Genomic DNA, 20208 nt, shown 5'->3' with positions numbered 1-20208 from the left:
GCCGGTGTCTGAGCGCAGCGAGTTCGGCGCCGTCCCCTGATTCACCGAGAAGCGCAGGGTACCGGCGCGTAGCGACGGCTCGCGCCCTGGCGGCGTGTTTCTTTGGTTACTTTCTTTGCACGAGCAAAGAAAGTGACAAGCACGATCACCGCACAAGCGAAAACGGCACCCTCGCAGGTGCCGTCTCCATGAACCGCTTTACGCGAAACCTCAGAACTTCGCGTCGAACTCCGCCGCGTAGCCCGTGTTCACCAGCACCTTCTGCAGCGACTCGGCCACCTTCAGGTTGCCGGCAACGATCTGGTGGGTCTCCGGGCCACGGTTGTCCATCCGGCCCAGGGTCGCGCCCTTGAAGTCGCAGACCTTGCCACCCGCCTCGCGGACCAGCAGCAGCCCGGCAGCGATGTCCCACGCCTTCACGCCGGCTTCGAAATAGGCGTCGGCGCGGCCGCAGGCCACGTAGGCCAGGTCCAGCGCGGCCGAACCGGTGCGGCGGATGTCCTCAGCCTGGACCAGCAGGGTGTCGACCGACTTCAGCTGCGCGCTGGCGCGGCTGCGTTCGCGCGGGGCGAAGCCGGTGTGGATCATCGTGCCTTCCAGATCCTTGCGGTCGGCCACGCGGATGCGGCGGTCGTTCAGCACGGCGCCGGCGCCACGGCTGGCGGTGAACAGTTCATTGCGCAGCGGATCGAAGATGACGGCATCGGTCGGCTCGCCGTTCTCGACCAGGGCGATCGACACGCAGTAGTGCGGCACGCCGCGCAGGTAGTTGCTGGTGCCATCCAGCGGGTCGATGACCCACATCTGGCGGCGCTCGCCCTGCACGCCACCTTCTTCACCGAAGATGCCGTAATCCGGGTAGGCGCGCTTGAGTTCCTTGACGATGACCTTTTCCGCGTCCGCATCCACTTCGCTGGCGTAGTCCATCCGGCCCTTCTGCACCACGTTCAGTGCCTCGAGCTTGTTGATGTTGCGCAACAGGACGTTGCCGGCGAGGCGGGCGGCCTTGACCATGACGGTGACGGCGGGTTTCTGCATGGCGTGGGCTCCCGGAAAGGCAGAAGAGATGGACTGGCGGGGGAAAAGAGCGGGTCCGGCGCAGTGGCCGGCCGCACAGTTTACCATTGGTCATCGTCCAGCTCGACCTTTTCCCTGTTCATGTCCCAGTTTCCCGCCGCCACCCGCCTCCGATTCGTCCTGGTCGGTACCCAGCACCCCGGCAACATGGGGGCTGCCGCCCGCGCCCTGAAGACCATGGGCCTGGCCCGCCTGGTGCTGGTCGCCCCCGAAAAGCCGCTGGACGAGGAGGCCTTCCGCCGCTCGGCCGGTGCCGAAGACGTGCTGGGGGACGCTCCGGTGGTGGCTACCCTGGCCGAGGCCGTGGCGGATTGCCGCCTGGTACTGGGTTGCACGGCCCGTGCCCGCCGCGTCCAGCTGGAGGAGTACCTGCCGGCCGATGCCGCTGCCCGTGCGGTGGCCAAGGCGGGCGAAGGTGCCGAGGTCGCACTGGTATTCGGCCGCGAGCGCACCGGCCTGACCAACGAGGAGCTGCAGCTCTGCCACGCCGCAGTGCACATCCCGTCAGACCCGGAGTTCAGCTCGCTCAACCTGGCCGCCGCCGTGCAGGTGCTGGCGTACGAAACGCGCATGCAGCTGCTGGGCGCGCAGCCGGCCGCCGACGCCGAGCCGGGCTTCCGCGAACAGGCCGCCAGCCATGAGCAGATGGAGAGCTTCTTCGCCCAGCTCGGCGACACCCTGGACGAGATCGATTTCCACAAGGGCCGCGCGCCGGAATCGGCGATGCGCAAGCTGCGCCGCCTGTTCCTGCGCAGCGAGCCGAGCGAGCAGGAAGTGCGCCTGTTGCGTGGCATCCTCGCCGACACCCAGCGCATGGCGCGTCTGGCCCAGGCCGGCAGCAAGGACAGCTGACGACGTTCTCATTTTTTCGGGTAGTCTGTCTGGATACCCAGGGGGGGATGACGTCTGTGTCGGGTCTGCGAAAGGCAATGCAGGGGGGACTGCTGAGCCTGGCCATGGTCCTGCTGGCCGGAGCCGTGCATGCAGCACCGGATCCGGTGCTGGTGCTGGGCCGGATCAGCGATGACCCCCAGGCTCACTACGAGCAGCTGCAACCCCTGCTGGACTACGTGGTGGCGCGCATGCATGACGTCGGCATCCAGGAGGGGCGGGTACTGATGGCCCGCGACCCGCAGCAGATGGCCAGCTATCTGCGGCGGGGACGGGTCGACTGGGTCACGGAAACCTCCGGTACGGCGGTGGCACTGGGCCAGCGCAGTGGTGCGCGGCCGCTGCTGTTGACCGAGCGCAACGGGGTGCGCGAATACCAGACGGTGTTCTTCGTGCGCAGCGACAGTCCCATCCAGCGGGTGCAGGATCTGCGCGGCCATCGCCTGGCCCTGCAGAACACGGCATCCACCAGCGCCTACCTGGTGCCGGTGATGACTCTGCTGAACCATGGCCTGTCGCCGCAGATCCTGGCCGGGGTCTGGGACGTGCCCGGGCGTGACAGCGTGGGGTATGTGTTCGCGCGCAGCGAGTTGAACATCGCGACGTACGTGCACAAGGGGATGGCGGATGTGGGGGCGGTGAGCAGCGTGGACTGGAACGACGAGCGGCGGGTGCCGGCTGCATTCCGGCGCGATTTCCGCGAACTGCTGCGCACCGAACCCTACCCGCGTGCGGTGGAGATGGTCCGCGCCGACCTCGATGCCCGGGTGCGCGACCGCCTGCAGGAAGTCCTGCTGCAGGCCGCCAGCGACCCGCAGGCACAGGGTGCGTTGCATCGGTTTTTTGGCACTTCCGGTTTCCACCGTGTCGATGCGCATGCGCAGCAGCGGTTGGATGAATTGAAACAAGGATTGACGCGCGTGCGGATGGAAGTGGAATGAAGTGGCTCGGCTCGGGGATGCAGGCCCGGTTCCTGCTGGCGATGGGCGGAGCGATGGTCGTGGTGGTCGCCATCCTGGCGGTGCTGCTGGGGCGCCAGACGGCGATGCAGAGCGAGGTGCGCACCCTCAGCGGTGGCGTCATCCATGAGTTGTTCGACCGCAGCGTGCGCAGCCGCGGCGAGGCGATGGCACGCGAGTTGTCCGATGCGCTGGCCAACCCGCTGTATTACCGCGACCTGGACCAGGTCGGCGTGCTGGTGCGCAGCACGGCGCGACAGCCGGTGGTGCGCTATGTACTGGTGTTCGACGAGCGCGGCCGGCTGGTGCACGACGGCTCGGTCGAGGTCCCGGGATTCGGCCAGCCGATGGCCGATCCCCTGGCACCCAAGGCTGCGGCGGCGCAGGCCTTGCTGGTGCAGGAATCGCCGAAGGTGCTGGACAACACGATGCCGATCATGGTTGGCAACCAGCGCATCGGCGGCGTCCGCGTCGGCATGGCGCTGGACGAAGTGCAGCAACGCGAACAGGCGGCCAACGCCACCCTTGGCGAGCGCCTGCAACTGGTCGGCAGCCGCCACCTGGGTTGGTTGCTGCTGATGCTGGGGTTGCTGGTGGTGATCGGCGTGGTGGTGATCCTGTACGTGCAGCGCACGCTGGTCGCGCCGATCCGCGATCTGGCCGCGGCCGCGCGCCGCATCGAGGCCGGTGACTACCAGACGCCCCTGGCCGAGAACACCCGTGACGACGAAGTGGGTGAGCTGGTGCGCGGCTTCGCCCGCATGCGCGATGCGATCGCCCGCCATGACCGTGAAGTGCGGCGCATGGCCTATACCGACGCGCTGACCGGGCTGACCAACCGGCTGGCATTCCGCGAAGCGCTGGACCATCGGCTGATGGCGGCGCGTGCCGCCAATCACCGGTTGGGCCTGCTGTTCGCCGACATCGACGATTTCAAGCGGGTCAACGACACGCTTGGCCATGAGGCCGGTGACGAGGCGTTGCTGCAGTTCGCACAGCGCATCGGCCGCGCCGTTGCGGAGGCAGGCGGCGACGAGGCCCTGCTGGCCCGCTTCGGCGGTGACGAGTTCGTGATCCTGGTGGGCGACGGTGATGTGGCCGCCAACGCGCGGCTGCTGGCCGAAGTGCTGGTGCGCGAGCTGGGCAGGCCGCTGGTGGTGCAGGGCAGGGAGCTGTTCCTGGGCACCTCGATCGGCGTGACCCTGTTCCCCGACGATGCGGCCGATGCGACCACCCTGTTGAAAAACGGCGACATCGCCATGTACCAGGCGAAGATGGCCGGCAAGAACTGCTATCGCTACTACAGCCGGGCGATGGACCACGCGGTCGAACGTCGCGTGCATATGGAACAGGAGCTGCGCGGGGCCTGGGAGCGCGGCGAACTGCGCCTGGCCTACCAGCCGATCTTCCGCATGCGCGACCGCCGCATGGTCGGCGTCGAAGTGCTGCTGCGCTGGCAGCATCCGACCTTGGGCACGATTCCGCCATCGGTGTTCATCGAGGTGGCCGAGCAGAGCGGCCTGATCGAGATCATCGGTCCGAAAGTCCTGCGTGCGGCCTGCATGGAGGCCTCGCAATGGCCACGTGGCGTGGCAGGCGACGACCTGTTCGTATCGGTCAACGTGTCACCGCGGCAGCTGCGCGGCGGCGAACTGCCGGCGCTGGTCGCGCAGTGCCTGCATGAGTCCGGGCTGCCAGCGTCGCGCCTGCATCTGGAGCTGACCGAGACCGCGGTGATCGGTGACGAGATGGTCGCCGCGCAGCTGCTGGACAAGCTGCACCGCACCGGCGTGAAGGTCTGGCTGGATGATTTCGGGACCGGCTTCTCTGGGCTCAGTCATCTGCGCCAGGTGCCGGTGGACGGCGTGAAGATCGACAAGAGCTTCGTGGCCGACATGCAGCGGGATCCCGACGACCTCGCATTGACTACGGCGATCATCGCCATGGCCCACGCGCTGGGCATCACGGTGGTGGCCGAGGGCATCGAGCAGCAGGCGCAGTTCGAGCTGCTGGCGCAGCGCGGCTGCGATCTGGGGCAGGGCTACTGGCTGAGCCACCCGGTCACCGCCACCGAAGTGGTGCGGATGATCGAATCGGGCGTTTGACCGATTGACGTTGTGCCGGGGGTCATCCCTTTTCCGCAGGAAAAGGGATGACCCCCGCTACGGAATTACACCGGGCGCTTGCTCGGGTCGCCGGGCAGTTCGCGTACCAGCTTCGGGACCAGATAGCCGGACAGGCGCGCGGTCAACCCGGCAATCAATGCCTTGGCCCGGGTGTCGTCCACTTCGAAGTGGGCCACGCCCTCGACCCGGTCCAGCTGGTGCAGGTAGTAGGGCAGCACGCCGGCGGCGAAGCTGCGCTCGCTCAGGTCCTGCAGGGCCTGCACGCTGTCGTTGACCCCGCGCAGCAGCACCGCCTGGTTCAGCAGCTGGGCGCCGATGCCGCGCAGGCGCGCCATCGCGGCGTCCACGCTGGCGTCGAATTCGTTGGCGTGGTTGGCGTGGACCACGATGGCCAGCGGCCACGGCAGGCCACCCAGCCAGGCCAGCAGTTCCTCGTCCACGCGCTCGGGCAGCACGATCGGCAGCCGGGTATGGATGCGCAGGCGGCGGATATGCGGGATCGCGCGCAGGGCGTCGGTCAGCTCGACCAGCTTGTGCGTGGCCAGCGACAGCGGGTCACCGCCGGACAGGATCACCTCGTCGATGTCCGGGTCGGCGGCAATGGCGGCTACGGCCTCCTGCCAGCCGCCCTTGGCAGCGTTTTCCGCGCCATAGTCGAAGTGGCGGCGGAAGCAGTAGCGGCAGTTGATCGCACAGCTGCCCGTCGCCACCAGCAGGGCGCGGCCTCGGTACTTCTGGATGACGCCGGTGGCCTTCTTGGCCGCGCCATCGCCCACCGCATCGAAGCTGAATCCGGGCGCCGGGCGCATTTCCTCGTCGATCGGCAGCACCTGCCGCAGCAGCGGATCGGCCGGATCGCCCTTGCGCATGCGGGCCACGAACCCCTCCGGCACGCGCAGCGCGAACTGGGCCATGGCCGCTTCGGAGACGCCCAGTGCCGCCGGGTCCAGCTGCAGCCGGGCCAGCAGCGCCTGCGGGTCGCGCAGTGCCTTGCGCCAGAGCTGCTGCCAGCGCGCGGGCGCGCCTGGCGACTGGGGCCGGGGGAAGGCGGAAAGCTGCATGGAGAGGGGGCCTGCGGTTATCATGGGGGCAGAAAAACAGTCGCCCACCGGCATCCGGTGGGCTTTCCATTCTAACGGCTCGCCGCACCCGCGGCGTTTTTGCCACTCAGGAGTTTACGCATGGCCAGCTACGGCATGAACGACGTCAAGAACGGGATGAAGATCCTGGTCAACAACCAACCGGCCGTCATCATCGACACCGAATACGTCAAGCCGGGCAAGGGCCAGGCCTTCACCCGCGTGAAGTACCGCCTGATCAAGGACGGCCGTACCCAGGAAGTGACCATGAAGTCGACCGACTCGCTGGATGCAGCCGACGTCGTCGATACCGACATGAACTTCATGTACAGCGACGGCGAGTACTGGCACTTCATGGACCCGGAATCCTTCGAGCAGGTCCAGGCCACCAAGGCCGGCATGGGCGGCGCCGAGAAGTGGCTGAAGGGCGAGGAGTCCTGCGTGGTCACCCTGTGGAACGGTGAGCCGATCTTCGTGCAGCCGCCGAACTTCGTCGAGCTGAAGATCACCGAAACCGATCCGGGCGTCCGTGGCGACACCTCGGGCGGCGGCGGCAAGCCGGCCACCCTGGAAACCGGCGCCGTGGTCCGCGTGCCGCTGTTCGTGAACCAGGACGAAGTGATCCGCGTCGACACCCGTTCGGGCGAATACTCCGCACGCGTCAAGTAATCCGGCGCAGCCGGATTACGGTAGTGACGGCCGCTGGCCGGATACGCGCCATCGCATTCGCGCTGGCGCTCCCATGATCTGCTTCGGCAGATCATGGGCCCCCGCTTCACGGGTCTCCAGACCCCGCCGCTTCGCGGCAGCCCCTGACTCAGGGGCGTGTCCCCCAGAAGTATCTCGCCGCCCCCCAGCCAGTGAGTCCGCATGAGCGATAGCCCGCACCTCCCCGAAGCCTGCGACCTGCTCATCGAAGCCGGTTACGTCGTTCCGATCGAGCCGCATGCGGTGGTGCTGGAAGACCATGCCGTTGCCGTGCGTGGCAGCGAGATCGTGGCCATCCTGCCGCGTGCCGAGGCGCGCGCGCGCTTCCGTGCCACCCAGGTGGTCAGCCGCCCTGAGGCCGCGCTGATGCCGGGCCTGGTCAACGCGCACACGCACAACCCGATGACCCTGCTGCGCGGCGTCGCCGACGACCTGCCGTTGATGACCTGGCTGCAGCAGCACATCTGGCCGGTGGAAGCGGCGGTGATCGGGCCGGAATTCGTGGCCGACGGCACCACCCTGGCCATCGCCGAGATGCTGCGCGGCGGCACCACCTGCGCCAACGAGAACTACTTCTTCGGCGATGTGCAGGCCGCCGTCTACAAGAAGCATGGTTTCCGCGCGCTGGTCGGCGCGGTCATCATCGATTTCCCCACCGCCTGGGCCAAGACCGACGACGAGTACTTCGCCAAGGCCGGTGAACTGCATGACCAGTGGCGCACCGATCCGCTGATCGGCACCGCGTTCGCGCCGCATGCGCCGTATACGGTCAACGATGCCAACTTCGAGCGGGTGCGGATGCTGTCCGACCAGCTCGACATGCAGGTGCACCTGCACACCCACGAGACCGCGCAGGAGATCAACGATTCGATCAAGCTGCACGGCCAGCGCCCGCTGGCGCGGCTGGATCGCCTCGGCCTGGTCAACGACCGCCTGATCGCGGTGCACATGACCCAGCTGACCGATGCGGAAATCCACCTGTGCGCCGAGCGTGGCGTCAGCGTGGTGCATTGCCCGGAATCGAACCTGAAGCTCGCCTCCGGTTTCTGCCCGGCCTGCGCCCTGCAGCGCGCCGGCGTGAACCTGGCGATCGGCACCGACGGCTGCGCCAGCAACAACGACCTGGACATGTTCAGCGAGAACCGCACCGCGGCGATTCTGGCCAAGGCCGTGGCCGATGACGCCACCGCGCTGGACGCGGCAACCACGCTGCGCGCGTCCACCCTGGGCGGTGCCCGCGCGCTGGGCTTCGGCGAGCGCATCGGTTCGATCGAAGTCGGCAAGCAGGCCGACCTGGTCTGCGTCGACCTGTCCGCACTGGAAACCCAGCCGCTGCACAACGTGCTGTCGCAGCTGGTGTACGCCACCGGCCGCCAGCAGGTCAGCGACGTCTGGATCGCCGGCAAGCCGAAGCTGGTGCAGCGCGAGCTGGTCGGCATGGACCTGCCGGGCATCATCGCCAACGCGCGCCAGTGGCGCGAGCGCATCCGTCATATCCGCGCCTGAACCCCGGCGCCGCAAGGACTCCCTCATGACTGCCCCCCACACTTCCTCCAATTTCGATCAGGCCGAGCTGGACAAGTTCGCCGCGCTGGCCAACCGCTGGTGGGACGCTGACGGCCCGCAGAAGCCACTGCATGCGCTGAACCCGGTGCGCCTGAAATACGTGGCCGACCGCGTTCCGCTGCGCGGCGCACGCGTACTCGACATCGGTTGCGGTGGCGGCCTGTTGAGCGAAGCGCTGGCCCAGGCCGGCGCCGACGTCACCGCCATCGACCTGGCCCCGGAGCTGGTCAAGGTCGCGCGCCTGCATGCGCTGGAAAGCGGCGCCAAGGTCGATTACCGGGTGCAGGCCGCCGAGGACCTGGCCGCCGAGCAGCCGGGCAGCTTCGATGTGGTGACCTGCATGGAAATGCTGGAGCACGTGCCGGACCCGGGCGCGATCATCGAGGCCTGCAAGCGCCTGCTGAAGCCGGGCGGCCACCTGTTCCTGTCGACCATCAACCGCACCGCTGCCGCCTTCGCAGTGGCGATTGTCGGTGCCGAGTACGTGGCGCGGCTGCTGCCCAAGGGCACGCACCACTACCAGGAATTCATCAAGCCGGCCGAGCTGGCGCGCTGGCTGCGCGAGGCCGACATGCAGCTGGTGGACGTCAGCGGCATGGCCTACGAGCCGTGGCGCAACCACGCCCGCCTGAGCAGCCGCACCGACATCAACTACCTGGCCTACGCGGTCAAGCCGGCATGACCTCCGCCCGCTTCCCACGTGCGGTGCTGTTCGACCTGGATGGCACGTTGCTGGACAGCGCGCCGGACTTCGTCGCCACCTGCAACGCGATGCTGGCCGAACGTGGTCGTGCACCCATCGATCCGGCCGCACTGCGCCCGGTGGTGTCGAAGGGCTCGCGGGCGATGGTCTCGGCCGCGTTCCCGGACCTGGATGCCGCTGCGCGCGATGCACTGATCCCGGAATTCCTGCAGCGCTATGAAGCGTTGATCGGCCAGCACGCAGTGCTGTTCGACGGCGTGGCCGGCATGCTTGCCGCGCTGGATGAGGCCGGTACGGTGTGGGGCATTGTTACCAACAAGCCTGAATACCTGGCGCGCTTGATCCTGCCGCAGCACGGCTGGCAGCAGCGCTGTGCAGTACTGGTCGGTGGTGACAGCCTGGCCGAACGCAAGCCGCACCCGCTGCCGCTGCTGCACGCTGCGCAGGCCATTGGCATTGCCGCCGAAGACTGCGTGTACGTGGGTGACGACGAGCGCGACATCATCGCCGCACGCGCTGCCGCCATGCCGTCGGTGGCGGCGCTGTGGGGCTACCGCCTGCACAGCGACGACCCGCTGGCCTGGCAGGCCGACGTGCTGGTCGAGAACGCCGAACTTCTGCAACTGGCCAGTCTCTGGCCGACCCGGCCGGCAGCCCCGGCCCAGCCGTAAGGAATCACGTAGTGAGCAGTACCGCGCTGGACAGTTTCCTCGACAAGTGGCGCAGCCGTTGGCCGGAATGGTCGGTGGCCGCCCCGTTCGTGGCCGAATCGCAACGCGAGCTTGCCGTGGCGTGGTTCGCGCTGCTGCAGGAGTTCGACGACATGCTCAATACCGGCGGCGATCCGCTGCCGGCCGATGCCAAGCTGGCATGGTGGGGCGAGGAACTGCGCAGCTGGGCCGGGCATCGTTCGCGCCATCCACTGGGCCGTCTGCTGGAGCCGGTGCGCGCGCCATGGGCGCAGCTGGCCGAGGCGCTGCCGGATCTGGTTGAAGCGCGCACCGTCGCACTGGATGCGGCCGGTGCCGAGCGTGCGCTGGCCAACTACGCCGAGGCCGTAGCTGCGGTGGAGGCGGCCTTGTTCGCGGACAAGCCGCGCACCGGTGCCGGTCGCGCGGTGCAGTTGCAGACCCTGGCCCAGCGCCTGCAGGATGCCGGCGTGGCAGGTGTACCGCGCAGCCTGCTGGATGGTGATGCCAGCACGGCTGCACAGCGCTGGGCGCAGCATCTGTTGAAGGGCTGGGGCACGCGCGTGCCCGGCCCGCGCCCGCGCCGTGTGTGGTCCAGCCTGGCGCGCGCCCGCGTTGCCGCGCAGGCCGCAGGCAAGCCGATTGAAGCGACCCCGGTGCGCACCTTGTTGCGCGTGTGGTGGGCTGCGCGCGGTTGATCGATCGGCGCTGTTGACTGCTTCTGGTGGGTGCGGACCTTGGTCCGCACGCTCTGTGAGGTTGTGCGACCAAGGTTGGCACCCACCAAAGCGCATTGCGCGCGTTACTTGCGTTCCAGTACCAGTAGCGGATCGATACGGGTATCGAACCAGTTCATGCCCCAGTGCAGGTGCGGGCCGGTGGCACGGCCGGTGGCGCCGACCGCGGCGATCACCTGGCCTTGTTCCACACGGTCGCCAACTTTTACGTCGATGCGCGACAGGTGCAGGAAGTTGGAGCTGACCCCGAAACCGTGGTCGAGCAGCAGCGTACCGCCGGTCAGGTACAGGTCCGGCCCGGCGAAGGTGACGATGCCGGCGGCCGGTGCCTTCACCGGGGTGCCGGTCGGTACCGCGATGTCCATGCCGGAATGACCGGCACCGGGCTGCCCGTTGTACACGCGCGCATTGCCGAAGCGACCGCTGATGCGGCCCTGCACCGGCCAGATGAAGGTCTGGGTGAAGTCGGTGCGGTCGTCATCGCGGGCACGCGCGGCGGTCACCTGCGCCTGTTCGCGCTTGATCCGCTCGGCAATCGCCGGCGGCGGATTGACCGTCTTCGGCGGCACGCCGTTGACCCGCTCGGTGGGCCAGTCGCGCGGCGTCACCGCAATGGTCGCGGTCTCGCTGCCACCATCGGGGCGCTGCACCTGCACGCGCAATGGTCCCTTCTCGTCGCGGCCGATGCCGAACACCACGCTGCCGTAGCCGCTGACACGCAGCTGGCGGCCGGCGTACTGCACGCGGCTGCCGGCGGGAACCTTGCCGATCACCAATGCGCCCTGCGACGCACTGGCCGGGAACACCACGCGGCTGTCGATCAGGCTGCCGATGGCATCCTGCGCGTGAGCCGACGGTACGCTGAGCAGGGGCGCCGCCAGCAGCAGCGCCCCGGTAAATAGGGCCGCGCGCATCAGCGGTCGTAGGTCATGCGCTGGCCGGCGGGCTCGCCCACCAGTTTGCTGCCGTCCCACACCAGCTGGCCGTTCACCCAGGTGGAGGCCACGCGCGAACGGAAGGTCGTGCCTTCGAACGGCGACCAGCCGCACTTGGACAGCACGTCCTCGCGCTTGACGGTGAACGGCACGTCTTCCACCAGCACCAGGTCGGCGAAGTAGCCTTCGCGCAGGAAGCCGCGCTCTTCCACGTCGAACAACTGTGCCGGCGCGTGTGCGAATTTCTGCACCACCTGCTCGCGGGTCAGCTTGCCTTCGTGCACGCGCTCCAGCGCGGCCACCAGCGCGTACTGCACCAGCGGCAGGCCCGACGGTGCCTGCGCGTACGGCTTCTGCTTCTCTTCCCAGGTGTGCGGCGCGTGGTCGGTGGCCAGCACGTCCAGCACGTCGTCGGCCAGCGCAGCGGTGATCGCCTCGCGGTCGGACACTTCCTTGATGGCCGGGTTGCACTTGATCAGGTTGCCCTTGGTCGCATAGTCCGGGCGCGCGAAGTGCAGGAAGTGCACGCAGGTCTCGGCGGTGATCTGCTTGCGGCTGCCGTCGGCGCGGATCAGCGGGCCCTTCTCGAACAGCGCCAGCTCGTCGGCGGTGGAGATGTGCAGCACATGCAGGCGGGTGCCGTGCTTGCGCGCCAGCGACATCGCCAGCCGGGTCGACTTGATGCAGGCCTCGCGCGAACGGATGTCCGGATGCATGTCAGGGGTCAGCGCATCGCCGTACTTTTCCTGGAAGGCCTTCAGGTTGGCATCGATCATCGGCGTGTCTTCGCAGTGCGTGATGATCGGGGTCGGGCATTCGCGGAAGATCGCATCCAGCGTTTCCGGGTTGTCCACCAGCATGTTGCCGGTCGAAGCACCCATGAACACCTTCACGCCCGGGGCCTTCTTCGGATCCAGGGCACGGATCGCGTCGAGGTTGTCATTGCTGGCGCCGTGGTAGAAGCCATAGTTGGCCCAGGCGCGGCCGCGCGCGAGCTCGTACTTGGCTTCCAGGATGGTCGAATCCAGCGTCGGCGGGTTGGTGTTGGGCATGTCCATGAAGCTGGTCAGGCCACCGGCCACGGCCGCGGCCGATTCGCTGGCGATGTCGCCCTTGTGGGTCAGGCCCGGTTCGCGGAAGTGCACCTGGTCATCGATCATGCCGGGCAGCAGCCAGCGTCCGGCCGCATCCACCACCTGCTCGCCGTCGCGCGGCGCCAGCCCGCTGCCGATCTGCGCGATGCGGCCGTTCTCGATGCGCAGGTCGCCGTCGAAGGTGCGGCCTTCGTTGACCATCCGGGCGTTGGTGATGAGGGTGGAGGACATGTCAGTGTTTTCCTGTGCAACGGCAAGAGGGGGCGTTGGGAGACTCGGGCACGGGGTCGAAGCCGCCGGGATGGAACGGGTGGCAGCGACCGAGCCGGCGTGCAGCCAGCCAGCAGCCGCGCAGCGGGCCGTGCCGCGAGATGGCTTCCATCGCGTATTCAGAACAGCTCGGCACGAAACGGCAGCGTGGCCCCAGCAAGGGGCTGATGAAGCGCTTGTAGAAGCGCAGCAGGGCAATGAGCAGGCGCGAGATCACCCAGTCATCTTATGCCAGTTGGCATGAAGGCCGCATTTGTGCAGGATGGGCCGTTGGTCGCATGTCGCCGATGGCCTGCGACCGGTACCAGCGCCTGCGGGTGCTGGCCAGGTTCCGTACCGCGCAAGGCGGTCCGTGTTCGTCGGACTGCCTCCAAGGGCGCCTTGACTCCAGGACTGAATGGAGCAGGGTGCCGAGGTTGCTGCTGCGGGTCGGGTAGGCTATAAAGGCCCGCTTTCCCGGGCCCCGGGGAATCCAAGGAAGAGCGTTTCGTGGCTGCTAAAAAAACTGCAAAGAAGGCCGCAACGGCCGCCAAGAAAACCGCCAAGCCTGTTGTGAAGAAGTTGGCGGCAAAGCCCGTTGCCAGGAAACCGGCCAGCAAGCCGGCGACCAAGGCAGCGTCCTCGCAACCGGCGGCCAGGAAGGCCACCGCAAAGAAAACGCCGGTCAAGGCAACCAAGCCGGTGGCGAAGAAGGCTGCTGCGCCCGCCAAGGCCAAGCCTGCTGCTGCCAGCAAGAAGGCGCCGGTGGTGAAGAAGGCCGCCAGCAAGGCCGCGCCGGTGAAGAAGGCTGCCGCCAAGCCAGTGGCGAAGAAGGCAGCAACCAAGCCGGCGCCGAAGGCGGTGGTGAAGAAGGCTGCGGTCAAGCCGGTCGCCAAGCCCGCAGCAAAGAAGGTCGCTGCGGCCAAGCCGGTCGCCACGCCTGCCGCTGTAAAGAAGGTTGCCAAGAATGTTGCCGCGCCGGCCGTAAAGCCGACCCCGGCCCCAGTAGTGAAGTCCGCACCGAAGCCTGCTGCCAAGCCGGCTCCGGCCAAGCCTGTCCCGGCCAAGACCGTGGCAGTGGCAGCAGCCCAACCGGCCTCCAAGCCGGCCCCGGCCGCCGCTCCTGCCGCCTCGAAGGCCCCGCAATCCAAGAATCCCGTGCCCGTTTCGAAATCGCCTGCCAAAACCGCCGTGAAATCCGATTCCGCCCCGAAGACCGTGTCGCGCCCTGTCGGCAAGGTTGCCGTGGCCGTCGCCGCCCGCTCGGCGGCACCGGCCCCGCGCAGCAAGTACAAGGTGGTCGAGTACAAGACCGACGAGGCCACCGGCCGCCCGATCCTGCCGGCTGGCTACAAGCCGTCCTCGGAAGAGGAATACATGAGCCCGCTGCAGCAGGAGTACTTCCGCCAGCGCCTGCAGAACTGGCGCGCGGACCTGGTGGAAGAGTCCAAGCAGACCATCGAGAACCTGCGCGAGGAAGTGCGTGACATCGGCGACGAAGCCGAGCGTGCGACCCGCGAGACCGAGAACTCGCTGGAACTGCGTACCCGCGACCGCTATCGCAAGCTGATCGGCAAGATCGACAGCACCCTGAAGCGCCTGGAAGCGGGCGACTACGGTTACTGCGTCGACACCGGCGAGGAAATCGGCCTGGAGCGCCTGGAAGCGCGCCTCACCGCCGAACGCACCATCGACGCCCAGGAGCGTTGGGAGCACCTGCAGAAGCAGCAGGGCGACTGATTCCCGCTCGTTGTATGGTCATGCAGAAAACCCGGCCTTGGCCGGGTTTTTTGTTGGGGGATCGTTGGTAAGCGACCGTGGCTGGCACGGGCAGTTGTGGCCGTTGACTTGGGTCCGCCTTGTAGCGAGCCGAGCACCGCAGGGGAATCGGGGGCGAAGAGGCGCCGCTGCTTGAGCGCAGCGAGTTCGGCGCCGTCCCCTGATTCACCGAGGAGCGCAGGGCACCGGTGCGCAGCACCGGCTCGCGGATGGCGGCGCGTTTCTTTGGTTACTTTCTTTGCGCGCGCAAAGAAAGTGACAAACCCATTCATCGAGGGAAAGTGACGTGGCCAGTCAAACGCCCGGCGCCGCCGAACGCGCTCTCCGCAGGGTCACTGCAGATCACGCAAATTCAGTTTCCGCAGCGTCGGGTTCTTCCACGCGGTGATCCCGGCCACGCTCAGGACCGCAAACCCACCCAGCACCACTGCAGGCACCAACCCCAGCAGACGGGCCATCGTGCCGGCATAGAACGCGCCCAGCTCGTTGGACGAACTGATGAAGATGCCGTTGATCGACGACACCCGTCCGCGCATTTCTTCCGGCGTGGCCAACTGCAGGATGGTCGAGCGGATCACCACCGAAACGCCATCGAAGGCCCCATAGAACAGCAGGATCAGCGCCGACAGCCAGAAGTGCTGCGACAGCCCGAAGCCGATCACGCACAGGCCGAACCCGCCCACCGCGAACAGCAACACGCGGCCGGCATTGCGGTGCAGCGGGTGGCGGGCCAGCCACAGGCCCACGCACACCGAACCGAGCGCCGGCATCGCGCGCAGTATGCCCAGGCCTTCGGGGCCGTGGTGCAGGATTTCGTGCAGGAAGGCCGGCAGCATCGCCACCACGCCGCCCAGCAGCACCGAGAACATGTCCAGCGCCATCGCGCCGACCATGATCCGGTTGCCGACCACGAATCGCGCGCCTTCGGCGATGCTCTTGAAGATCGGCGCGGCCGGACCGGTGTGCATCGGCTCCTCCACTTTCAGCGTGGCCAGGCAGGCCATCGCCACCAGGGCAAAGGCCGTAGCCACCGCGTAGGACAGGCCCTTGCCGCCGAAGCCGACCAGCACGCCGCCCAGCGCCGGGCCGGCCACCATGCCGGCCTGGAACACCACCGCGCCGAGGCCGGCGCCGCGCGCGAACTGATCGCGGGCCAGCACGCGGGCGAACAGTGCGTTGTAGATGGGCGAAAGAAACGCACGGACCATGCCGGTCAGGGCGATGGCCGCATAGATGGGCCACACGCCCTCGAACGGCAGCCAACCCGTCGCAACGCCGGTCAGCACCAGCGCCGTGGCGATCAGCCCGGAACAGGCGACCATGCCCAGCCGACGGCGCGGCAGGTGGTCGACCAGATAGCCGGCGAACGGCGCCACGCAGAAGAACGGCAGCACCTCGGCCAGGCCGACCAGGCCCAGCGAGAACGGATTGCGGGTGACTTCGTAGATGTGCCAGCCGACGGTGACCGCCACCACCTGGTAGGACAGCATCGCGAAGATGCGGTAGGCCAGCAGCTTGGCGAAACCGGGCCGGGACAGCAGGCCCAGCGCGGTGTCTTCGGCTGTGGCAGGCTCGCTCACGACGGGTCGCGCTGCAGCTGGGCCTGCGCGGTCTCGCGGATGAAGGCCAGCATCGCCGCCACGCCGTTGCTGCGGGTGGGGGAGAGGTGACGGGCCAGGCCGATGTCCTGGATGTAGCTGGGCTCGGTGTCCAGGATTTCCTGTGCCGAGCGCCCGGAGTACACGCGCAGGGCCAGGAAGATCAGTCCGGAAACGATGGCCGAATCACTGATGGCATGGAAGCGCAGCGACTGCGCGTTGCCTTCCGGCACGATCCAGACCATCGACTGGCAGCCGAGCAGGCGGTGCTCTTCGGTCTTCCATTCGTCCGGGAAGGCGGGCAGCTTGCGGCCGAGGTCGATCAGGTACTGGTAGCGCTCGGACCAGTCGCCGAAGAAGCCGAATTCCTCGGCGATGGCGGTCTGGGCCTCGGCGGCGGTAGGTTCAAGCGGGAACGGGGAGTCGGTCACAACAGTCTCTACAGTGGGGGCGTGGCCGGCGGGCCGGCCACGGGGCAGGGCAGGTCAGCCGCGCTTGCGCGACCAGCGCACGCCCTGCGGGGTGTCTTCCAGCACGATGCCTTCGGCGGCCAGCTGGTCGCGGATGGCATCGGAACGGGCGAAATCACGCGCTTTCTTGGCCGCAGCACGCTCGTCGATCAGGCCCTGGATGCGGGCATCGTCGCCGCCGTCGCCCGCAGCGGTACCGAACCACTGCGCCGGATCGGCCTGCAGCAGGCCCAGCGCCAGGCCGGCGCCGAGCAGCTCGCCCTTCAGCCGTGCCTGTTCGGCCGGGTCGGTGGCGCGGCGTGCATCGGCGGCGATGCGGGCCACTTCGGCCAGCGCCTGCGGGGTGTTCAGGTCGTCATCCAGGGTCGCCTCGACGCTGGCCGGGATCACCGCGCTGGCTTCGATCGACGCCAGCTCGCGCAGCGTGCCGTACAGGCGGTCCAGGGTGCGCACCGACTGCTCGATCAGGCCATCGGACCAGTCCAGCGGCTGCCGGTAATGGGCCGACAGCAGGGCCAGACGCAGCGCTTCCGGCGGATGCTGGCGCACCAGGTCGTGTACGCGCTCGATGTTGCCCAGCGACTTGCTCATCTTGGCGCCGCCGAAGTTGAGCATGCCGTTGTGCAGCCAGTAGCGGGCAAAGATCCTGCCGCCATGCGCGCATTCGCTCTGCGCGATCTCGTTCTCGTGGTGCGGGAACTGCAGGTCGACACCGCCGGCATGGATGTCGATGGTCTCGCCCAGATGGGCGGCCGCCATCGCCGAGCATTCGATGTGCCAGCCCGGGCGGCCGCGGCCCCAGGGCGATTCCCAGCCGGGCAGGTCGTCGCTGGACGGCTTCCACAGCACGAAATCGCCCGGATCACGCTTGTAGGGGGCGACATCGACGCGGGCGCCGGCCAGCATCTCTTCCGGATCGCGTCGCGAGAGCTTGCCGTAGCCGTCGAAGCTGGCCACCGCGAACAGCACATGGCCTTCGGCGGCATAGGCATGACCATTGGCGATCAGCTGCTCGATCATGGTGATGATCTGCGGCATGTGCGCAGTCACTTCCGGCTCGATGTCCGGCGGCACCACGCCCAGCGCGGCCATGTCTTCACGGTAGGCGGCGGCGAACCTGTCGGTGATGGTGCTGATCGGCACCCCCTGCTCGCGTGCAGCGGTGTTGATCTTGTCGTCCACGTCGGTGATGTTGCGCGCGTAGCGCAGGCCACCGAAACGCCGCCGCAGCAGATCGGCCAGCACCCCGAACACCACCGGGCCACGGGCGTTGCCGATGTGCACGTAGTTGTAGACCGTGGGGCCGCACACATACAGGGTCGGACAGGCCGGATCGAGCGGGGTGAACGGTTCGAGCTGGCGAGTCAGGTTGTTGTGCAGGCGCAGGGTCATGGGGCTGTGGCTGGGGGACAAGCCTGTGATTTTAGAACGTGTCGGCCCGCTTTGGGGCGCCGATTGCCACCGGTGGACGCCGGCTCCACCCAAGGTGGGGTGGGCAGGAGCGGCGTGGACGGGTAATGTTCAGCCCCTTGCGCTCGTCACTGCCTACACTATTGCCGTGTCCTTGCTCCCGTCGCCACTGAAATCCACCGCGTTGCTGACCCTGGCCTGCCTGTCGGCGACGGCCGCCGTGGCCCAGGCGCAGGAGGCCGAGCCGCGCAACCGGGTGGTGATCGTCGAGAACGTGAAGTTCGACTATGCGCAGGTGCTGAACGTCGAGCCGGTGTTCCAGACCCTGCGCGCGACCCGCACCGAGGAGCATTGCGAGCCGATCTCGACCCGCACCCTGGCCCCGGTCAACGTCACCGGTGAAGAGCCGGTCGAGGACAAGGGCCGGATCAGCCGCTTCTGGGACTCGGTGCGCTCGATGTTCAAGCGCAGCGATGAAGAGGTCTCCGAGGAGACCGCCGCCGAGACGCCTGCCCCGGCACCGGCCAACAACGGCCCGATGCTGACCCGCGACTGCCGCATCGTGCCGGTCGGGCGTGAATTCCGCCGGCCGATCGCCTATGACGTGGATTACGTCTACAAGGGCACCAAGTACCGGTCGCGCCTGCCGGAAGACCCCGGCAACCGGCTGAAGATCCGGGTTTCGATCACCCCCTGGGTCGGCCCCGAGCAGGGCGCCGCCGGTAATCCCTGATTCTGCGACCCCGGCCCCTTGCGTCGGCCCCGGCCGCATGCAAAGATTGGCGGCCATGAAGCTCACCGACTTCCAGCATGACAGCAGCGCAGCCCGACAGGCGTCGGGCATGACCTCGCGTGCGCGTCGACCGGAACCCCACATCCTCGCTGGGTAACCGGAGCTTTCTGCTGTTCGTCCGAAAAAAACCCAGCCCGCCGGCTGGGTTTTTTCGTTTCCGCGCTTCAAAAATGCATGTGCTGAAAGCTGCAACTGCAACCTTTTCGATCCACCTTTGCTTCCTGCTTTTCCCTTCCACCGCGTCGAACCCGGCGCCGCCACGCAAGGAAAGATGATGTCCCCCAAGCACTTCCTGAACACCCAGGACTGGAGCCGCAGCGATCTTGACGCGCTGCTGACCCAGGCCGCGCTATTCAAGCGCAACAAGCTCGGCGACCAGCTCAAGGGCAAGTCGATCGCGCTGGTGTTCTTCAACCCCTCCATGCGCACCCGCACCAGCTTCGAACTGGGCGCGTTCCAGCTCGGCGCCCACGCGGTGGTGCTGCAGCCGGGCAAGGATGCGTGGCCGATCGAGTTCAACCTCGGCACGGTGATGGACGGCGATACCGAGGAGCACATTGCGGAAGTGGCCAAGGTGCTGGGGCGTTACTGCGACATCATCGCCGTGCGTGCGTTCCCCAAGTTCATCGACTGGGCCTACGACCGCCAGGACATCGTCCTCAACAGCTTCGCCAAGTATTCGCCGGTGCCGGTCATCAACATGGAGACCATCACCCACCCGTGCCAGGAACTGGCCCACGTCATGGCCCTGCAGGAGCACTTCGGCACCCAGGACCTGCGTGGCAAGAAGTACGTGCTGACCTGGACCTACCACCCCAAGCCGCTGAACACCGCCGTGGCCAACTCGGCACTGACCATCGCCACCCGCATGGGCATGGACGTGACCCTGCTGTGCCCGACCGCCGACTACATCCTCGACGATCGCTACATGGGCTGGGCCGAGCAGAACGTGGCCGAGAGCGGCGGTTCGCTGAAGATCAGCCATGACATCGACAGCGCCTACGCCGGCGCCGACGTGGTCTACGCCAAGAGCTGGGGCGCGCTGCCGTTCTTCGGCAACTGGGAGCCGGAGAAGCCGATCCGCGACCAGTTCAAGCACTTCATCGTGGACGAGCGGAAGATGGCACTGACCAACAACGGTGTGTTCAGCCACTGCCTGCCGCTGCGCCGGAACGTGAAGGCCACCGACGCGGTGATGAATTCGCCGCAGTGCATCGCCATCAACGAAGCCGAGAACCGCCTGCACGTGCAGAAGGCGATCATGGCGGCGGTTGCCGGGCGCTAGATCGAACAAGGGGTAGCGCCGACCGTTGGTCGGCTGCTCCCGCAGCGGCGCATCCAACAT

The 20208-nt window shown here is 67.5% G+C and carries 19 protein-coding genes; 11 read left to right on the top strand and 8 right to left on the bottom strand.

What is annotated here, in order from left to right; translation table 11 throughout:
- Positions 1 to 210: 210 nt before the first annotated feature.
- Positions 211 to 1038 carry an inositol monophosphatase family protein gene (locus AC5P9N_RS20100; RefSeq protein ID WP_005410386.1) on the bottom strand — a complete coding sequence of 276 codons (828 nt, stop codon included), beginning with the start codon at positions 1036 to 1038 and terminating at the stop codon, positions 211 to 213.
- 120 nt (positions 1039 to 1158) lie between these two features.
- Between AC5P9N_RS20100 and AC5P9N_RS20095 the strand changes: the two genes are divergently transcribed.
- From AC5P9N_RS20095 to AC5P9N_RS20085, 3 genes are read left to right on the top strand one after another with little or no spacing between them, the layout of a single operon-like run.
- Positions 1159 to 1929, top strand: a complete 771-nt coding sequence (locus AC5P9N_RS20095; protein ID WP_005414025.1) for an RNA methyltransferase — start codon at positions 1159 to 1161, stop codon at positions 1927 to 1929.
- 47 nt (positions 1930 to 1976) lie between these two features.
- A complete protein-coding gene (locus AC5P9N_RS20090; RefSeq protein WP_049404638.1) occupies positions 1977 to 2909 on the top strand; it encodes a phosphate/phosphite/phosphonate ABC transporter substrate-binding protein in 933 nt (310 codons plus the stop codon).
- On the top strand, positions 2906 to 5032 hold the full coding sequence (locus AC5P9N_RS20085) for a putative bifunctional diguanylate cyclase/phosphodiesterase (RefSeq protein ID WP_049430192.1): 2127 nt from the start codon (positions 2906 to 2908) through the stop codon (positions 5030 to 5032). Before AC5P9N_RS20090 ends, AC5P9N_RS20085 begins: the two co-directional genes overlap by 4 nt.
- Before the next feature lie 65 nt (positions 5033 to 5097).
- Here the strand turns inward: AC5P9N_RS20085 and epmB are convergent, their stop codons facing one another.
- A complete protein-coding gene (gene epmB, locus AC5P9N_RS20080; protein ID WP_099484823.1) occupies positions 5098 to 6138 on the bottom strand; it encodes an EF-P beta-lysylation protein EpmB in 1041 nt (346 codons plus the stop codon).
- 96 nt (positions 6139 to 6234) lie between these two features.
- On the opposite strand from epmB, the gene efp reads away from it, so the two are divergent.
- The 5 genes from efp (at position 6235) to AC5P9N_RS20055 (ending at position 10496) form a co-directional block, all read left to right on the top strand.
- Complete coding sequence (efp, locus tag AC5P9N_RS20075; RefSeq protein WP_005410381.1) at positions 6235 to 6801, top strand: elongation factor P; 567 nt, start codon at positions 6235 to 6237, stop codon at positions 6799 to 6801.
- Positions 6802 to 7002: 201 nt separating this feature from the next.
- Positions 7003 to 8346: a TRZ/ATZ family hydrolase gene (locus AC5P9N_RS20070; RefSeq protein WP_005410380.1), complete on the top strand. Its 1344-nt coding sequence runs from the start codon at positions 7003 to 7005 to the stop codon at positions 8344 to 8346.
- 25 nt (positions 8347 to 8371) lie between these two features.
- The gene (gene ubiG, locus AC5P9N_RS20065) at positions 8372 to 9088 is read left to right on the top strand and encodes a bifunctional 2-polyprenyl-6-hydroxyphenol methylase/3-demethylubiquinol 3-O-methyltransferase UbiG (RefSeq protein WP_099484822.1); all 717 of its coding nucleotides are present in this window, start codon (positions 8372 to 8374) and stop codon (positions 9086 to 9088) included.
- Positions 9085 to 9780 carry a phosphoglycolate phosphatase gene (locus AC5P9N_RS20060; protein WP_005410378.1) on the top strand — a complete coding sequence of 232 codons (696 nt, stop codon included), beginning with the start codon at positions 9085 to 9087 and terminating at the stop codon, positions 9778 to 9780. The genes ubiG and AC5P9N_RS20060 overlap by 4 nt, the downstream gene beginning before the upstream one ends.
- A gap of 11 nt (positions 9781 to 9791) precedes the next feature.
- Positions 9792 to 10496, top strand: coding sequence for a squalene/phytoene synthase family protein (locus AC5P9N_RS20055; RefSeq protein WP_099484821.1), 705 nt, complete (start codon positions 9792 to 9794; stop codon positions 10494 to 10496).
- Positions 10497 to 10600: 104 nt separating this feature from the next.
- Here the strand turns inward: AC5P9N_RS20055 and AC5P9N_RS20050 are convergent, their stop codons facing one another.
- Genes AC5P9N_RS20050 through yidD form a run of 3 tightly spaced genes read right to left on the bottom strand, consistent with a single transcriptional unit; the run spans position 10601 to position 13051 of the window.
- Positions 10601 to 11449 (bottom strand): M23 family metallopeptidase, encoded by an 849-nt coding sequence (locus tag AC5P9N_RS20050; protein WP_005414018.1) that lies wholly within the window; start codon positions 11447 to 11449, stop codon positions 10601 to 10603.
- Positions 11449 to 12795 carry a dihydroorotase gene (locus AC5P9N_RS20045; RefSeq protein ID WP_012480835.1) on the bottom strand — a complete coding sequence of 449 codons (1347 nt, stop codon included), beginning with the start codon at positions 12793 to 12795 and terminating at the stop codon, positions 11449 to 11451. Before AC5P9N_RS20045 ends, AC5P9N_RS20050 begins: the two co-directional genes overlap by 1 nt.
- 1 nt (position 12796) lies before the next feature.
- Complete coding sequence (gene yidD / locus AC5P9N_RS20040; RefSeq protein ID WP_099484820.1) at positions 12797 to 13051, bottom strand: membrane protein insertion efficiency factor YidD; 255 nt, start codon at positions 13049 to 13051, stop codon at positions 12797 to 12799.
- Between the two features lie 272 nt (positions 13052 to 13323).
- On the opposite strand from yidD, the gene dksA reads away from it, so the two are divergent.
- A complete protein-coding gene (gene dksA, locus AC5P9N_RS20035) occupies positions 13324 to 14553 on the top strand; it encodes an RNA polymerase-binding protein DksA (protein ID WP_005414015.1) in 1230 nt (409 codons plus the stop codon).
- Between the two features lie 371 nt (positions 14554 to 14924).
- Here the strand turns inward: dksA and AC5P9N_RS20030 are convergent, their stop codons facing one another.
- From AC5P9N_RS20030 to cysS, 3 genes are read right to left on the bottom strand one after another with little or no spacing between them, the layout of a single operon-like run.
- Entirely contained in the window at positions 14925 to 16172 is a 1248-nt protein-coding gene (locus tag AC5P9N_RS20030; protein ID WP_099484819.1) for an MFS transporter, read from the bottom strand.
- Entirely contained in the window at positions 16169 to 16621 is a 453-nt protein-coding gene (locus AC5P9N_RS20025; protein ID WP_005410372.1) for a SufE family protein, read from the bottom strand. Before AC5P9N_RS20025 ends, AC5P9N_RS20030 begins: the two co-directional genes overlap by 4 nt.
- A gap of 54 nt (positions 16622 to 16675) precedes the next feature.
- Positions 16676 to 18052 (bottom strand): cysteine--tRNA ligase, encoded by a 1377-nt coding sequence (gene cysS / locus AC5P9N_RS20020; protein ID WP_005414013.1) that lies wholly within the window; start codon positions 18050 to 18052, stop codon positions 16676 to 16678.
- Positions 18053 to 18239: 187 nt separating this feature from the next.
- On the opposite strand from cysS, the gene AC5P9N_RS20015 reads away from it, so the two are divergent.
- Positions 18240 to 18803, top strand: a complete 564-nt coding sequence (locus AC5P9N_RS20015) for a glycine zipper 2TM domain-containing protein (RefSeq protein WP_024958440.1) — start codon at positions 18240 to 18242, stop codon at positions 18801 to 18803.
- Between the two features lie 334 nt (positions 18804 to 19137).
- Entirely contained in the window at positions 19138 to 20148 is a 1011-nt protein-coding gene (locus tag AC5P9N_RS20010; RefSeq protein ID WP_099484818.1) for an N-acetylornithine carbamoyltransferase, read from the top strand.
- Positions 20149 to 20208: the final 60 nt, after the last annotated feature.

It is taken from the genome of Stenotrophomonas sp. YJH_SMC_6, assembly GCF_059371335.1.
Note: the sequence above shows the minus strand (reverse complement) of the source record. Positions and strands in the feature narration are given on the sequence as shown.

Coding starts and splice junctions, on each gene's coding strand:
- AC5P9N_RS20060 (WP_005410378.1), top strand. CDS start 9,085: ATGACCTCCGCCCGCTTCCCACGTGCGGTGCTGTTCGACCTGGATGGC.
- AC5P9N_RS20095 (WP_005414025.1), top strand. CDS start 1,159: ATGTCCCAGTTTCCCGCCGCCACCCGCCTCCGATTCGTCCTGGTCGGT.
- AC5P9N_RS20050 (WP_005414018.1), bottom strand. CDS start 11,449: ATGCGCGCGGCCCTATTTACCGGGGCGCTGCTGCTGGCGGCGCCCCTG.
- cysS (WP_005414013.1), bottom strand. CDS start 18,052: ATGACCCTGCGCCTGCACAACAACCTGACTCGCCAGCTCGAACCGTTC.
- efp (WP_005410381.1), top strand. CDS start 6,235: ATGGCCAGCTACGGCATGAACGACGTCAAGAACGGGATGAAGATCCTG.
- AC5P9N_RS20010 (WP_099484818.1), top strand. CDS start 19,138: ATGTCCCCCAAGCACTTCCTGAACACCCAGGACTGGAGCCGCAGCGAT.
- epmB (WP_099484823.1), bottom strand. CDS start 6,138: ATGATAACCGCAGGCCCCCTCTCCATGCAGCTTTCCGCCTTCCCCCGG.
- AC5P9N_RS20100 (WP_005410386.1), bottom strand. CDS start 1,038: ATGCAGAAACCCGCCGTCACCGTCATGGTCAAGGCCGCCCGCCTCGCC.
- AC5P9N_RS20090 (WP_049404638.1), top strand. CDS start 1,977: ATGACGTCTGTGTCGGGTCTGCGAAAGGCAATGCAGGGGGGACTGCTG.
- ubiG (WP_099484822.1), top strand. CDS start 8,372: ATGACTGCCCCCCACACTTCCTCCAATTTCGATCAGGCCGAGCTGGAC.
- AC5P9N_RS20045 (WP_012480835.1), bottom strand. CDS start 12,795: ATGTCCTCCACCCTCATCACCAACGCCCGGATGGTCAACGAAGGCCGC.
- AC5P9N_RS20085 (WP_049430192.1), top strand. CDS start 2,906: ATGAAGTGGCTCGGCTCGGGGATGCAGGCCCGGTTCCTGCTGGCGATG.
- AC5P9N_RS20070 (WP_005410380.1), top strand. CDS start 7,003: ATGAGCGATAGCCCGCACCTCCCCGAAGCCTGCGACCTGCTCATCGAA.